Source organism: Pseudomonas sp. Nvir (assembly GCF_963778085.1).
GTDB lineage: Bacteria > Pseudomonadota > Gammaproteobacteria > Pseudomonadales > Pseudomonadaceae > Aquipseudomonas > Aquipseudomonas juntendi.
Genome location: NZ_OY970405.1, coordinates 5,082,843 through 5,095,441, shown reverse-complemented (window position 1 = coordinate 5,095,441; position 12,599 = coordinate 5,082,843). Strand labels below are relative to the sequence as shown.

General features: G+C 60.8%; 20 protein-coding genes. 17 read left to right on the top strand and 3 right to left on the bottom strand.

All coding sequences use genetic code 11. From position 1 onward, the window contains the following. Nucleotides 1-2 precede the first annotated feature (2 nt). Genes AACG97_RS24480 through AACG97_RS24450 form a run of 7 tightly spaced genes read left to right on the top strand, consistent with a single transcriptional unit; the run spans nt 3 to nt 5,220 of the window. The gene (locus tag AACG97_RS24480; protein ID WP_197886466.1) at nt 3-737 is read left to right on the top strand and encodes a helix-turn-helix domain-containing protein; all 735 of its coding nucleotides are present in this window, start codon (nt 3-5) and stop codon (nt 735-737) included. Then, entirely contained in the window at nt 718-1,518 is an 801-nt protein-coding gene (locus AACG97_RS24475) for an ATP-binding protein (RefSeq protein WP_060489842.1), read from the top strand. Before AACG97_RS24480 ends, AACG97_RS24475 begins: the two co-directional genes overlap by 20 nt. Beyond that, the gene (locus AACG97_RS24470) at nt 1,515-2,897 is read left to right on the top strand and encodes a replicative DNA helicase (RefSeq protein WP_273465729.1); all 1,383 of its coding nucleotides are present in this window, start codon (nt 1,515-1,517) and stop codon (nt 2,895-2,897) included. The genes AACG97_RS24475 and AACG97_RS24470 overlap by 4 nt, the downstream gene beginning before the upstream one ends. Next, a complete protein-coding gene (locus AACG97_RS24465; protein ID WP_197885930.1) occupies nt 2,894-3,238 on the top strand; it encodes a Lar family restriction alleviation protein in 345 nt (114 codons plus the stop codon). Before AACG97_RS24470 ends, AACG97_RS24465 begins: the two co-directional genes overlap by 4 nt. Then, nucleotides 3,235-4,569, top strand: coding sequence for a tyrosine-type recombinase/integrase (locus tag AACG97_RS24460; RefSeq protein WP_197885929.1), 1,335 nt, complete (start codon nt 3,235-3,237; stop codon nt 4,567-4,569). The genes AACG97_RS24465 and AACG97_RS24460 overlap by 4 nt, the downstream gene beginning before the upstream one ends. Continuing rightward, nucleotides 4,562-4,849: a hypothetical protein gene (locus tag AACG97_RS24455; protein ID WP_070086238.1), complete on the top strand. Its 288-nt coding sequence runs from the start codon at nt 4,562-4,564 to the stop codon at nt 4,847-4,849. Before AACG97_RS24460 ends, AACG97_RS24455 begins: the two co-directional genes overlap by 8 nt. Further along, nucleotides 4,846-5,220, top strand: coding sequence for an antiterminator Q family protein (locus tag AACG97_RS24450; RefSeq protein WP_009681838.1), 375 nt, complete (start codon nt 4,846-4,848; stop codon nt 5,218-5,220). Before AACG97_RS24455 ends, AACG97_RS24450 begins: the two co-directional genes overlap by 4 nt. 105 nt (nt 5,221-5,325) lie before the next feature. Here AACG97_RS24450 and AACG97_RS24445 read toward each other — a convergent pair whose 3' ends face one another. Further along, on the bottom strand, nt 5,326-5,727 hold the full coding sequence (locus AACG97_RS24445; RefSeq protein ID WP_273465210.1) for a type II toxin-antitoxin system HicB family antitoxin: 402 nt from the start codon (nt 5,725-5,727) through the stop codon (nt 5,326-5,328). 37 nt (nt 5,728-5,764) lie between these two features. Further along, complete coding sequence (locus tag AACG97_RS24440) at nt 5,765-5,947, bottom strand: type II toxin-antitoxin system HicA family toxin (RefSeq protein ID WP_016715573.1); 183 nt, start codon at nt 5,945-5,947, stop codon at nt 5,765-5,767. Between the two features lie 313 nt (nt 5,948-6,260). Between AACG97_RS24440 and AACG97_RS24435 the strand changes: the two genes are divergently transcribed. Next, entirely contained in the window at nt 6,261-6,485 is a 225-nt protein-coding gene (locus AACG97_RS24435; RefSeq protein ID WP_054913365.1) for a hypothetical protein, read from the top strand. Between the two features lie 361 nt (nt 6,486-6,846). Here AACG97_RS24435 and AACG97_RS24430 read toward each other — a convergent pair whose 3' ends face one another. Then, a complete protein-coding gene (locus tag AACG97_RS24430; RefSeq protein WP_054913364.1) occupies nt 6,847-7,035 on the bottom strand; it encodes an ECs_2282 family putative zinc-binding protein in 189 nt (62 codons plus the stop codon). 115 nt (nt 7,036-7,150) lie between these two features. Here AACG97_RS24430 and AACG97_RS24425 point away from each other — a divergent pair, with 115 nt between their 5' ends. The 9 genes from AACG97_RS24425 to AACG97_RS24385 all read left to right on the top strand — a co-directional run bounded on the left by AACG97_RS24425 (nt 7,151) and on the right by AACG97_RS24385 (nt 12,559). Next, entirely contained in the window at nt 7,151-7,795 is a 645-nt protein-coding gene (locus AACG97_RS24425) for a hypothetical protein (RefSeq protein WP_232555005.1), read from the top strand. 45 nt (nt 7,796-7,840) lie between these two features. Next, nucleotides 7,841-8,215, top strand: a complete 375-nt coding sequence (locus AACG97_RS24420; protein ID WP_232555006.1) for a putative holin — start codon at nt 7,841-7,843, stop codon at nt 8,213-8,215. Continuing rightward, nucleotides 8,216-8,497, top strand: a complete 282-nt coding sequence (locus AACG97_RS24415) for a phage holin family protein (RefSeq protein WP_070085884.1) — start codon at nt 8,216-8,218, stop codon at nt 8,495-8,497. A 48-nt stretch (nt 8,498-8,545) separates the two neighbouring features. Beyond that, complete coding sequence (locus AACG97_RS24410; protein WP_070086235.1) at nt 8,546-8,776, top strand: hypothetical protein; 231 nt, start codon at nt 8,546-8,548, stop codon at nt 8,774-8,776. Nucleotides 8,777-8,791: 15 nt separating this feature from the next. Beyond that, on the top strand, nt 8,792-9,022 hold the full coding sequence (locus AACG97_RS24405) for a hypothetical protein (protein ID WP_197886384.1): 231 nt from the start codon (nt 8,792-8,794) through the stop codon (nt 9,020-9,022). Between the two features lie 555 nt (nt 9,023-9,577). Further along, nucleotides 9,578-9,940: a hypothetical protein gene (locus AACG97_RS24400; protein WP_232109538.1), complete on the top strand. Its 363-nt coding sequence runs from the start codon at nt 9,578-9,580 to the stop codon at nt 9,938-9,940. After that, entirely contained in the window at nt 9,940-10,245 is a 306-nt protein-coding gene (locus AACG97_RS24395; protein ID WP_232109537.1) for an HNH endonuclease, read from the top strand. Before AACG97_RS24400 ends, AACG97_RS24395 begins: the two co-directional genes overlap by 1 nt. A gap of 146 nt (nt 10,246-10,391) precedes the next feature. Next, on the top strand, nt 10,392-10,889 hold the full coding sequence (locus tag AACG97_RS24390; RefSeq protein WP_197886383.1) for a terminase small subunit: 498 nt from the start codon (nt 10,392-10,394) through the stop codon (nt 10,887-10,889). Between the two features lie 2 nt (nt 10,890-10,891). Then, a complete protein-coding gene (locus AACG97_RS24385) occupies nt 10,892-12,559 on the top strand; it encodes a terminase large subunit (RefSeq protein WP_197886382.1) in 1,668 nt (555 codons plus the stop codon). Nucleotides 12,560-12,599: the final 40 nt, after the last annotated feature.

The window sequence follows — 12,599 nt, the reverse complement described above, 5'->3', positions numbered from 1 at the left end:
CCATGAGCATGGAATTGATGGTCAAGGCCATGAAGACCAAGGTCGGCAACCCGCTGCGCAAGCTGGTGCTGATCAAGCTGGCGGACAACGCCAGCGACCAGGGCGAGTGCTGGCCGTCTTATCAGCACATTGCCGATCAATGCGAGATCGCACGCTCGACCGTAAAAGCGCACATCCGCGAGCTTGAGAAAGCAGGTTTGGTGCGCCGAGAGTTTCGTCGTATTGGCGAACTGAACCAGTCGAACCTGTTTCACCTGAACCTATCTGGTGGGGCGGGAGCTGCCCCAGTCGGTGGGGCGGCAGAAATCCTAGGTGGGGCGGGAGAAAACCCAGGGGGTGGGGCGGCAGCTGCCCCCAGAACCAGTCACCTTTCTGAACCAGTCAAGGAACCTAAACCTAAGTGCACTTCGGTGGCGGATGGGTTCGAGCAGTTCTGGAAGCTGTACCCGAAAAAGAAGAGCCGGAAGGACGCACTGAAGGCTTGGAGCAAGATCAACCCTGACGCAGAACTGCAGGCCGTGATGATCACCGCTCTGGCCCAGCACTGCGTGTCGCGGGATTGGACCAAGGATGCCGGCCAGTACGTGCCGATGGCCTCCACCTGGCTCAACGGCGAGCGCTGGCACGACGTTCTGCAACCAGCTGGCGCAGCTGCCCAAGGCAGCGCATTCAACAACCTTCCGCAGCACACCGATGACATGTACCAGGAGAGCCACGATGGCCGCTCGAATTTCTGATCTTTTCCACCGTCGCCCCTTCATGCGCATCTTCTCCGGCGAGTGCGCCGTGCACGGCCAGGTCGACATGACCGAAGTCGAGCAGCTGGACGGCTCGATGCTGGCGCGTGGCTGCAAGCGCTGCGCCTGGGAGGCATTGCACACCACGCGTCGCGACTCGGCTGAGCGCGCTCTGGCCACCGCCCAGCACAAAGTAGAGAAAGCCAACGAGGCCTTGATCGCTGCCGGTATCACGCCTCGCTTTGCTGGCGCGACCTTCGACAACTACCAGGTCGATGGAGACCCGCAGCGCAAGGCACTGGCGAAATGTCGGGCGTATGCTGAGCAGTTCCCGGCCAACTACCGCGCTGGCCGGTGCCTGCTGCTGACCGGCAACGTCGGTTGCGGCAAGACCCACCTGGGCAGCGCAATCGTCCGCGCGGTGGTGGCCGACCGCGGCGAGGCGCTGATCATTCCGGCTGGCGACATCGTGAGCATTGCCCGTGCGTCGATGACGCCTGGCTCTGGCTACACCGACCGTGACGTGGCAGTCCATCTTGGCGGCCTGGACCTGCTGGTGATCGATGAGATCGGTGCGCAGAAGGGCAGCGAGTACGAGCTGGGCCTGCTGCACAGCATCATCGACCGCCGGTATCAGTCCGTGCTGCCGACTGTGGTGATCAGCAACTTGAACGCTGACGGCCTCAAATCCTACATTGGCGAACGCGCCCTTGACCGATTGCGTCAGAACGGCGGGCAGCAAGTCGGGTTCACTTGGGAATCGAAGAGGGCTGCGGCATGAGGGCTCTCTACAGCGACGAGGCTGAGCACGGGGTGCTTGGTGCGGTCATTCACGCTTCGCTGCAGCAAGACGAAGGCCTGGTCGAGGACATGCTCGGCCAGATGACCTCGGCCGACTTCTATCACGCCGACAATGCGGCCCTGTTCGAGGCCATGCTGGAGTGCCGCGAGCAAGCCATGCCCATCGATCCGGTGACCTTGGGGGCAGTTCAACGGCTGCTCCCGGGTGGCGACAACGTCATGGCCTATGCCGCTGAGCTGGCCAGCAAGGTGCCTTCTCTGGCCAACTGGAAGGCCTACGCTAAGCATGTCAAGGAATGGGGCGTGATTCGGCGCATTCTTGACGTGGCAGGCGGCGCGCAGGAAATGGTGCAGGCCGGGGCACCTACCGGCGAAGTAATCGCCGCTGCCCAGCAGGCCATAGCAGACCTGCGCAATCTTGATGGCGAGGCCAAGGGTTACAAGCGGCTGGATCAATGGATGGGAGATGCCGCCGACCTGGTGGATGAAAAGCATCGAGGGGTGGCGCCGAAGTGGCCCTCCACGGGGCTCGAAAAGCTGGATGAGCTGGTCCAAGGCCTTCGCCCGAAGAAGGTGACCGTAATCGCCGGCCTGCCGGGCAGTGGCAAGACCACCCTGGCCCTGCAGATCGCACAGCACAACGCCGTCAAGGAGCGGAAGCCGTGGCTGGTGTTCTCCATCGAAATGCCCGGCGAAGAACTGGGGCTGCGCGCTATCGCCTCGCTTGGAGGGGTGGCTCTGCACAAGCTGGATAACCCGGCCCAGATGCGCGAAGACGACTGGGCCAGGATGAGCGGTGCCGTAGGATTGGCCCTGGAAGCCCCGCTCTTCGTCTGTGACGACCCGGTGCAGACGCCGTCCACTATTCGCGCCACGGCTCGGCAGTGCCAGCGCGAGCACGGACTGGCCGGCATCGTGGTCGACTACCTGACCCTGGTGCGCAGCGAGCGTGGTGGCCGATCTCGTACCGAGGAAGTGGGCAAGATCAGCAAGGCCCTGCTGCAGCTGGCCAAGGAAATGGCCATCCCGGTCATTGAGCTGGCCCAGCTGAACCGTGACTCAACCAAGCGCCCTGGGAAGAAGCCCCAATCCAGCGACCTGCGCGACTCTGGTGAGATCGAGGCCGACGCCAGCTGCATCCTGATGGTGCATCGCGACATGGATACGGAGGAGGGCCAGAACGGTCTCACGGAGATCCTGATGACCAAGTGTCGCCATGCGCGGGTTGGCAGCTGCATCGTCCAGCAGGAGGGGCAGTATGGCCGGTTCGCCACCTACGCCGGTTCGCTGCCCAGCGATGATGAGGTCGAGGCTGGGCGTGGCAGCTACGCCCAGCGCTACAAGGGGGCCGACCTGTGACCGAGCCAATCAAGATGGCGCCATGCCCATTCTGCGAAGGGCCGCCCTGCATCACGGCCAAGGATGAAGCCGGTACCGAAATTTCTGAGGGCCACACCTTCGACCCCTCTGACGAGTTCCCGATGGTCTCGGCGCACGTCTGGTGCCACGACTGCGGCGCGCAGGGGCCGAACATCGACACGCTGACCCTGAGCACGTTCGAGCGCCTCTATGACCTGCAGGTGGCGGATGTGATGCGGATCGCTGTCGAGAGCTGGAACAACCGCCACGCGAAGGCCCGCGCCTGCTATGACGCTGGCGATCAGAAGGGCCTGAACCTATGGCCGAGGAGGGACGCATGAGCGACACCAAGACCCTCACCGTTACCCTCAGTGACGCGGAGATCCGCCGGCACGCTGCTGGTGAGGTCTTCCAACTGCGCGACACCCGCCACCGGGAGTTGCGGTTCCGTTTCTCGACTGTGGACCGTTCCCGCGGCGCCTGGCACGTCGTGGTGCGTGGGCGCTGGGGCAAGGCTGGCGATTACCCGGGCATCAACACCAAGACCATGCTGGCCACGCTGCCAGCGATCCTGGCTCGTCGTGCCGCCGATGCCGACGCCAAGTCCACCACCACCAGCTGGGCCACGGTGGGCGATGTGCTGGCGTGGTACCGCGATCGGATGAACCGTGACCGTGGCCTGTCGGCCAAACGCAAGGCCAGCGCCAAGTCAGCGCTTGATCGCCACCTGGTGCCGCGCCTTGGTGACTTGCCGCTGGCCGAGACCAACAAGCAGGCGATCGACCAGCGCCTGATGTGGCCGCTGCAGGAGCGCTATGCCCTGTCCTTCGTGCGCTCGGTCTACGGCGTCCTTTCGGTCGCGTTTCGCCAGGCCCTGCGTCTGGACATGCTGCCAGCCAATCCCATGGCCTCGCTGAAGTTCACCGACTTCGTGCGAACCCGGATCAGGCCGCGACCGGCGCGACTGCGCGGGGATGATGTGCCGGGCCTGCTGGCGGTGATGGCCGAGCGCTTCGAGGTGGAGCCGGCGGGCTGCATGCTGGCCCTGATGATGCTGTGCCACGGTTCGCGGCTGGGTGAGACCCGGCTGGCGCGCTGGCGCAATGTCAACCTTGAGTCGAGGCGCTGGTTCATCCCGGCGGGTGACACGAAGACCAAGGCCGAGCACACGCTGCCGCTGACCGCCCAGGCTTGCGCGCTGCTGCGCCGGTACCAGGGCCTGCAGTTCGCCCAGGGCTACACCGGGCCGCTGCTGTTCCCGGGCAGCCACGGCGCACCGCTGAGCCCGAGCAAGGCCAATACCTTGTTCACCGATCTGGCCAAAGGCGAATGGTCGAGCCATGACCTGCGCAAGGTGGCCCGAACGGCATGGACCGACCTTGGGGTGGACTACATGGTGGGCGAGCTGCTGCTGAACCACGCGATGAAGGATCTGGATGCCACCTACATCCACACCACCGCCGAAGGCTTGAAGCGTCAGGCGCTGGAGGCTTGGCATCAACACCTCGACGGGCAGGGATTCGCCGCCATCCACACCGAGACATTGCCGGGACACAAAACCAATCCTGCAACCGCTGACGCCACTAACGGCGCGGGTTGCAGCACCTCACAGCATCCATCCCAAGGGAGGATGTTCAATCAAGAATCCAAGTCAGGAGATGGCCATGAGTAACGTCACTGCGGCCCTGCCGCGCAAGAGCCTTACCCCGGTCGAGCGGGAATTTCTGAAGCAAGGTAACCGTCTGTTGCTGGACCAGGAGAACGGCCGGATCGCCTCGGCAGCCTTGATGGATATCGTTTCCGACTGGCACGGCTCCCGGGCAAACCAAGGCTTCGAGCAATTCGCCAAGGCTTGGATCATCCAAGGCGGCGCAAAGAACAAACATGCCTACAAGCTGCTGTGCGAGCTGTTCGGCCTGGACACCGACCCAACGCCCCGGAGGGCTGCATGAAGAAACGCACCTACATGGACAAGCCGCTGGGGGATACCGAATGGCTGCTCGAGCAATGGGGTAGTTGGCGAATGGATGGGATGGGAGTGCCGCGGTATGTCTCCCCTTCGATAACTGCAGCGACAGCTGGTGGTGGGACCGAGTACAGCCTGACCGATGACGCCGCCCTGGTGATCGACTCGGCGGTGGCCAAGCTCACCCAGCGCAATCAGCAAATGGGTGACTTCGTTTGGCTGTACTTCGGATCGAAGTGGACGATGGTTCGAATCGGCGAAATGTCCAGGATGTCCGAGCGATCAGCCCGCGAGATCGTCAAGCAGGGAGTGGCCTGGGTTGACTCGTTCTTGGAACAATTTCGCGAAGCTGCGTAAAAAGTTCTTTCCGGACGGATAAACACCTGTTTTCATAGCAGCGTGTCCAGCTTGCAACAACGCGACACAGTTAAACCCCGGCCATTGCAGCCGGGGTTTTGCGTTTTAACGGCCCAGCTTTTCCATGGCAGCATCTGCCAGGAACGAAGACCGGCTTTTCACGTTGTGATCGCGCACATACTGGTCGATCTTCTGAATGACGAAGCCAGGCAGGGTGACATTGACCTTCTCGGTCTTGCCCAGGTACGGCGTAATGTCGATCTCCAGCATGCCCCAGCCCATGTCAGCGAAGTCGGGATTGTCCCGGTGGGCCGCGGCGCTGGTTGGCATCGGGATGGCCTGGCCGTTACTGGCGATCTCTTCCAGCATGATATGGGCGACCTCGACGGCAGAGGAATAGGCCTCCTCGAAGGTGTCGCCCGCGGTAACAGCGCCTGGAATATCGGGGATCTGAATGCCGGTGGCGGTGTTTTCGTCGCCCCACTCGATGCAGATTGGGTATTGCATGTTCGTCTCCTACAGAGTTGCAAAGGGTGAAGCCGGGTTATTTCAACCCGGCTCGTTCCTTGATGCTCTTTACCGTGCCGATTGGTAGGTCTTTCTTGGGGTGTGGCACTGGTATCGAGTTTGGGTTGTTGGGGTGTTTGAAGATGTGGTGGCTTCCAGTGACACGTTTTAGAACCCATCCAGCTGCTTCAAGCTCCTTGATCAACTGCCTGCTTTGCACCTCCGTCTCCTTGTGTGGTTGATGTTGAAATTATACCTCTAGGCGTATAACTCGTAAAGAGAAAAGATGCGCCTAGGGTTATTTTTTGTGCGGATGACACGCCCAGGCAGCCGGGCTAAGTCGGTAGTGGCGTCGTCTAATCCCGTGCGGACAATGGGCGGCTACGCGATGAGAGTCTGGGGTACGTGACCCAGCGATCCAGACCACGAAGCCGGGAAGCACCGGCCCTCCGCACCCCCGTGAAGTCCAGCCACGAGTTGCCCGCAAATTTCACTGAGCGCAGAATGCAGCTTTGAGTGAAGGAGCGTTCGGCATGGTGTTGCGTGGTATGGCGCAGATGCATTTTGATGACTTGGCCGAGAGGTTCCAAAACTTGGTTCGCACTCTCGGTGGCCCGGAGCCATTGGAGTTCGTTTGGGTTGTGTTCTACCAAGGACGGGTCTTTGGTGCCTATCCGCTTGCAGAGCAGGCGCTGGTGAAGATTACCGAAATTGAGCACTGCATCAGCATTGATGAAGCCCCTGCCCCGCAAGCGTAAAGCTCTATCTGCGCTGAAGTAGCCCCCCTGAGCGCATAACCTACCGCTCCATGATGACCGCGCCGATGGCGCCTGACGCTATGGAGAGGCTGAGAGATTCCTGTGAGAAATCGAGGCGCTAGTCTTTCACGGTATGGCAATTGCCTAATGCGCCATGGCAATATCGAGATCCGAGCTTTTGCATAGCCGTAGCAGTCTATGTTGGCTAGTTCGGATTATCCGGCCGAAAGGCCGGTTTTTTTTGAGCCTCGGTGTCTGCCGGGGCTTTCTTCATTCTGGAGGACGCATGGAAAAGCTACAGCTCGACGTAAAGGTTGAGGGCGCCGCTGACTTCCTACGCCCTCTGGCTGAAACAATCAGGTCACTTGAACAGTTTCCCGAGCTGCCGTTGCAGGTCTTTCGTGACCTTGTCGCTCACAGCCTTCATGAGCTTTCCGTAAGTCTCGACAGCGCCGCATTTGCCGCAGGTGACCTTCGAGTTGTCGTTCGGCCTAGCCGGAACCTCGAACTTATCACTGCCGCACTTGGCGCACTTGAGGGTTACCTTCATCGTTTTTCGCTCCGTGAAACGTCTTGTGTGGAAGCTCGACAGTAGTACGGGGCCACCTTTCGCATGTCTAGGGCTCGCCATTCAGGTGGGCCTTTTTCGTATCTGGAGCAAGCAAATGTCCGATCCAGTTCTCGCGGCAATCGCTTCCCTGTCAGCTTCGGTTAGCAACCTTCAGGCACAGGTGGCCACCCTAAGCGGCCAGGTTGCAACGAAGGCAGACACCACGGCCGTCCAGGCGCTGGCGAGCACCGTCACCGCGGAAGGTGGCCATGTAACGGTGCTGACCAACAGAGTCGCGGAAGCCCGTGCTACCACAAGCCTGACGAGCCGCGTGACCAGCTGCGAAACCGCAGACCTGCTCATCGATGCCGGCCAGACAGTCGAGCCTCTGCGCATGGGCAAGGTTGTCTTCCACGGCGAGACTGCCCGGCAGATCCGGGCCGCACAGGCAGTTCTGCGGGAAGCGGGTGTAGGCCAGTTGGAAGTGGTGAAGCGTCCCAACGAGCCCAGGGAGCCATTCGTCGTGATCGACGGACAGGTGTTCATCACCAAGGCCGCACTCGAAAGCTCTGGTACCGATCCATGCCCTTACAGCCTCAAGGTAACCATGGGTGAGGATGGCCGTTTCTACATCGCCGGTGTTGGGGTTGGTGTCAGCACTGTTGCAAGCGAGCTGAAGCTCGGGCCGAGCCTGGAAAATGATGTCCGCCGCCTGCTTCGCGAAGAGCTCAAGCCTGGCGGGATGCTGCATCGCTGCTGATCCAATGCCCGCCTTGAGCGGTTTTTTTTTCTGTGGAGCACCCCTATGGCCGAACCAAGTACCGGCGCCCTTGCAGTGACCGGCGTACTTGCCAGCGTCGGCCTGGGTGCTGCCTTCCCGCAGCTGGACCTGGCCACATTGGTGGGGTCCTTCGGCGGGGCTTTCTTCTACGTCGTCTTCGCCAAGGACATGAGCACCTGGCGCCGGGTCGGCTACTTGCTGACTGGTTGGATCGGTGGCTACTTCGGTGCTGCCGAATTGATGGGCTGGGCTTGGACCAAGACAGCCGGGTTCAGCGCCTTCGTGTGTGGCGCGCTGTGCGTGATCACGTTCTCTGGCCTCATCGAGTGGATGCAGACCGGCCAGCCGCCAAGGTGGTGGGCTTGGTTCTTCCGCCTCCGAGCCAGGAAGGAGGGTTGAATGGCTGCCGTAATCCAGGCCGTGTTGTGCGCCGTCATCTTCGTGATGATTGGGCTGCGTTATCGGCCATATCCAGATGCCCGCTACAAGCTGGGCGTGTCCCTGATGGCCTGGGCGGCATGCGCGGTCACAGGAATGCAGTGCGTGAGCCTCATAGGCCGCATGGTGCTGCATGACGAGTTCGCCGACGTGTCCTGGTTCAACACTGCGTTCTACCTGCTGGCCGCCATGCTGGTCTGCCGGGCGAAGGGCAACGTCGCCAAGATTGTGCGGGTTGAATGATCCGCGCCACGAAATCGACATGCGCCGTTCCGTGGCGCGGAGACACAGATGAATCGGAATCAGATCGCGACCGCGTACAGCCTGTTCCATACCCGTGACCAGGTGCAGCGTCGGCTGGACACGGTGCTGAGCGGCAAGGGCGTGTCACTGGCCATCACCGGCGACTACCAAGACGAGGGTGTCCTGCAGTCGGTTACCGAGCCGCTGGCGGATCACTTCAGGGCTGAGCTGGCCGCGATTGATGACCAGCTCAAGTTGCTGGGCTGGAACGGCGAGTAGCACAGGGAGCAGGGGATGGCCAGAACGCGAGCGCCTTACACACCCTGCAAGCTGTACGTGGACGGCGCTGACGGCATCGCGGTTGGCGATTACATCACCACTGCTGCAGGGTCTGCCTATCTGGTCCAGACGCTTCGGGTGAGCCGTACCAGACCGGAGCGCAAGCACATGGACTGCCTGCGCTGGCCAATAGCTGAGGTGCCGGCCGATGCCAGGTGCTATCAGCTGACCTGGTACAAGAGGTAGCCATGATGTACGAGTTCCAGTGCTCCAGATGCCGATGGGTGAAGACCGAGCCAGAACCGTTTCATGCTGAGCAGACGCTGTGCGCAGCGTGCAGGCGTGCAGTTCTGCCATTGCCCCCGCCCACAACCGAATGGCCAGGCCGACCTATTGGCTGGCAGCCGCCCCCGGCACCGCCGTCGATGCGTGGCGGTTCAATGCCGCACGCGCCTGGCGTCAGCGTAATTCTGGTGGTTGCGGTCTTCCTAATGGGCGTGGTGGTAGGAGCCAAGATCGCAGGAGGTTGGTGATGACTTGCAACGAATGTGACGACGCTTTCAGGCCGGGCGCATCAATGCGCGTTCTGGTGGACGATGGCGTGCAGTTGGTCATCTGCAAACGGCCTGGTCCATGGCGCTTTGAGTACAGGTACTACATGTATGCCGAGGGCGGTGGCGTTACCCAGATCCCAAGCGAAGGAACCTGGCGTCTGGATCCAGGCGAAAGGGTAGTGACTGATGACCTGTAGTGGATGCGCCGCCCGGCGCGAGTGGATCAACAAGTGGACAAAGGTGGCTTATGAGCGAGCACGAGGCCTATTCGCAACAGATCGAGAAGCTGAACCCCAAGCAGGGAGACCTGCTGGTGATCAGCATTCCGCAGATCCTGACCCAAGAGCAGCGCGAAAACGCTCAGCCGGTGATGCAAGCTCAGGCTGAGCGCCTTGGTTTCCAGGCTCTGGTGCTTGATGGCGGCATCACCGCCCAGTTGCAACCTAACATTGCCGACCTGCTGGCAGAGCAGCAGAAGCAGACTGCGCTGCTGGAGCAGATCGCCACGCAGAACCAGGCACTGATACAAGCCTTGGCGGATGACGTTGACTCTGATCTCGATGCCGTGCCACTGACCTACCTGAACGGTGCACCCGTTGGTGGTGGGTAATGGCAAAGCTCAACATCCTCAAGCAGAACGTGACGATGCTGCCGACCGCGCCGGTCGCGCAGGTCAACGAGACTCAGTGGGGATCTGGTCGCGGTGGTCGACCTTGGCGCCGCATTCGGGATCGCATCCTGTTGCGTGATAACTACACCTGCCAGGCCTGCGGCCTGGTCACAAAAGATCTTGAGGTCGACCACATCATCAACGTCGCTGAGGGCGGATCGGATGATGACAGCAACCTTCAGGCCCTGTGCGTGCCGTGCCACCAGGAGAAGACTGCAGCCGAGGCGGCTAGAGGTCGTCGATAGGGCGTTTGCAGCACGCTACAGACCCGATTTCTGCCCTTTTTTGGGGCTATTCGGGTGGGGGGGTGGGTCTGATCTGAAAACCCTTTTCGCTCGGACACCGCGCCCAACTCATTCGCAGATTTTTTCCTCCCTGGAGTTTTTTGTTAATGGCTTTAACACCCAAAAAGCGTCGGTTCATTGATGCTGTCAGGGGAGGTGCGTCCAATCGAGACGCAGCCATTGCAGCTGGATGTCCAGAAAAGACGGCATCTGCAGCCGGTTCGCGGCTGGCAAAAGACCCTGACGTGGTTAATGAACTGCACAAGCTCAACGCTCTACATCCTGTTAAAGGCAGTGTTAAACAGCCTCCGCCCAAGGAGACCCCGGAAGCACCCGGTGACGATGTTGAACCAGCAGGCTTCGACCTGGGCGCAGCCCTGCTTCATCGAGATCCGAAGGATTTCCTGCTGGCCGTGATGAATGATGCCGGCTCAGAGCCCAAGCTGCGCGTCGACGCAGCAAAAGCACTGATGCCTTTTCTGCACCCGCGCAAAGGCGAGGGCGGCAAGAAGGAAGAGCGGCAGAAGGCAGCTGAGCAGGCCGCGAGCAAATTCACCCGGCAGGCGCCGCCCCGCCTGGCTGCTGCAAACGGTAAGAAGGTGTAGCGATGGAATGGACCACCGCATGCCTGGATTGGGAAAGGCGGTTGGTTCGTAGGCAGTCGATCATCCCACCGCCAATTTTTGCCGATGAGGCCGAACGCGCTGTTCAGATCTTCAAGGAGCTCAAGGTTCCGGATCTTCCCGGCAAGCCGCGAATGGCGGACTGCTGCGATGAGTGGGTTTTTGATTTCGTCCGGGCAATCTTTGGTGGGTACGACGCGGAAACCGGCAAGCAGCTGATCCGCGAGTTCGGCCTGCTGATCAGCAAGAAGAACACCAAATCCACCATTGCCGCCGGTATCATGCTGACGGCGCTGATTCTCTGCTGGCGCGAGGAAGAGGAGCACTTGATCCTGGCGCCAACTCGCGAAGTGGCCGACAACGCCTTTAAACCCGCCGCGGCGATGGTTCGCGCTGATGAAGAGTTGTCAGCGATGTTTCACGTTCAGGACCACATCCGGACGATCACCGATCGCACGACGCGCAACAGCCTGAAAGTCGTAGCGGCAGACACCGACACCGTGTCAGGCAAGAAGTCTGGCAAGGTGCTGGTGGACGAGCTTTGGGTATTCGGCAAAAAGCCAAGCGCCGAAGCGATGTTCATGGAGGCGCTGGGCGGCCAGATTTCCCGGGATGAAGGGTGGGTTATTTACCTGACCACCCAAAGCGATGAGCCACCAGCTGGAGTGTTCAAGGAGCGGCTGCAGTATTGGCGGGATGTTCGTGATGGCGTCATTGAGGATCGCAAGACGCTGGGGATTCTCTACGAATTCCCCAAGGGTATGATCGAAGACCGGTCGTACCTGCATCCAGAGAATTTCTACATCACCAACCCCAACCTGGGGCGCTCTGTCAGTGCCGAGTGGCTGCAAGACGAGCTGCGCAAAAAGCAGGGCGCCGGCGATGGTTCGCTTCAAAAGTTCCTGGCGAAGCACCTGAACATTGAGATCGGCCTGAATCTTCGCTCAGACCGATGGACTGGGGCTGATTTCTGGGAGGCTCAAGCCGATGAGTCGCTAAGTCTGCAGGCGCTGCTCGATCAGTCAGAGGTCGTCACCATCGGTATCGACGGTGGCGGCTTGGATGACCTTCTCGGCTTCACTGTGATTGGTCGGCGGCGGGGAGGGGATGAATGGCTATCCACCTCCATGGCCTGGGCTCATCCAGTCGCTCTTGAGCGGCGAAAGTCGGAGGAGTCCAAGTACCGGGACTTCGAGCGAGACGGCGACCTGGTCATCATCAAGGAATTGCCGGGCGATGTCGCGGCGGTGGCGGACGTTGTCGAGATGATCTACGGCACCGGCCTGCTGGCGGCTATCGGCATGGACCCTGAGAAGACTCACAAGGTAATGCTCGAGGAGCTGCTCAGCAGGAACATTGACGAGAAGATAATTTTCGGCATCCCGCAAGGGTGGAAGCTGGTGGGAGCCATCAGTATCGCAGAGCGCAAGTTGGCAGAGCGCAAGCTGTTCCATGCCGACCAGCCGTTGATGGACTGGTGCGTCGGTAATGCCCGGATCGAGTCGCGAGCCAACTCGGTGCTGATCACCAAGCAGGCCAGCGGCACCGCCAAGATCGACCCGGTGATGGCACTACTCAATGCCGTGTCCCTGATGGCGACCAACCCGTCGCCACCGGCCAAGAAGTACCAGATGTTTTTCCTCAATTCATAGCCGTCAGGCTAAGCCAAGCCCGCCCAGTGCGGGCTTTTGC

Excerpts from the sequence above, each read along its gene's own strand:
- AACG97_RS24480 (WP_197886466.1), top strand. The coding sequence starts at position 3 with ATGAGCATGGAATTGATGGTCAAGGCCATGAAGACCAAGGTCGGCAAC.
- AACG97_RS24475 (WP_060489842.1), top strand. The coding sequence starts at position 718 with ATGGCCGCTCGAATTTCTGATCTTTTCCACCGTCGCCCCTTCATGCGC.
- AACG97_RS24470 (WP_273465729.1), top strand. The coding sequence starts at position 1,515 with ATGAGGGCTCTCTACAGCGACGAGGCTGAGCACGGGGTGCTTGGTGCG.
- AACG97_RS24460 (WP_197885929.1), top strand. The coding sequence starts at position 3,235 with ATGAGCGACACCAAGACCCTCACCGTTACCCTCAGTGACGCGGAGATC.
- AACG97_RS24455 (WP_070086238.1), top strand. The coding sequence starts at position 4,562 with ATGAGTAACGTCACTGCGGCCCTGCCGCGCAAGAGCCTTACCCCGGTC.
- AACG97_RS24450 (WP_009681838.1), top strand. The coding sequence starts at position 4,846 with ATGAAGAAACGCACCTACATGGACAAGCCGCTGGGGGATACCGAATGG.
- AACG97_RS24445 (WP_273465210.1), bottom strand. The coding sequence starts at position 5,727 with ATGCAATACCCAATCTGCATCGAGTGGGGCGACGAAAACACCGCCACC.
- AACG97_RS24435 (WP_054913365.1), top strand. The coding sequence starts at position 6,261 with ATGGTGTTGCGTGGTATGGCGCAGATGCATTTTGATGACTTGGCCGAG.
- AACG97_RS24430 (WP_054913364.1), bottom strand. The coding sequence starts at position 7,035 with ATGAAGGTAACCCTCAAGTGCGCCAAGTGCGGCAGTGATAAGTTCGAG.
- AACG97_RS24425 (WP_232555005.1), top strand. The coding sequence starts at position 7,151 with ATGTCCGATCCAGTTCTCGCGGCAATCGCTTCCCTGTCAGCTTCGGTT.
- AACG97_RS24420 (WP_232555006.1), top strand. The coding sequence starts at position 7,841 with ATGGCCGAACCAAGTACCGGCGCCCTTGCAGTGACCGGCGTACTTGCC.
- AACG97_RS24415 (WP_070085884.1), top strand. The coding sequence starts at position 8,216 with ATGGCTGCCGTAATCCAGGCCGTGTTGTGCGCCGTCATCTTCGTGATG.
- AACG97_RS24410 (WP_070086235.1), top strand. The coding sequence starts at position 8,546 with ATGAATCGGAATCAGATCGCGACCGCGTACAGCCTGTTCCATACCCGT.
- AACG97_RS24405 (WP_197886384.1), top strand. The coding sequence starts at position 8,792 with ATGGCCAGAACGCGAGCGCCTTACACACCCTGCAAGCTGTACGTGGAC.
- AACG97_RS24400 (WP_232109538.1), top strand. The coding sequence starts at position 9,578 with ATGAGCGAGCACGAGGCCTATTCGCAACAGATCGAGAAGCTGAACCCC.
- AACG97_RS24395 (WP_232109537.1), top strand. The coding sequence starts at position 9,940 with ATGGCAAAGCTCAACATCCTCAAGCAGAACGTGACGATGCTGCCGACC.
- AACG97_RS24390 (WP_197886383.1), top strand. The coding sequence starts at position 10,392 with ATGGCTTTAACACCCAAAAAGCGTCGGTTCATTGATGCTGTCAGGGGA.
- AACG97_RS24385 (WP_197886382.1), top strand. The coding sequence starts at position 10,892 with ATGGAATGGACCACCGCATGCCTGGATTGGGAAAGGCGGTTGGTTCGT.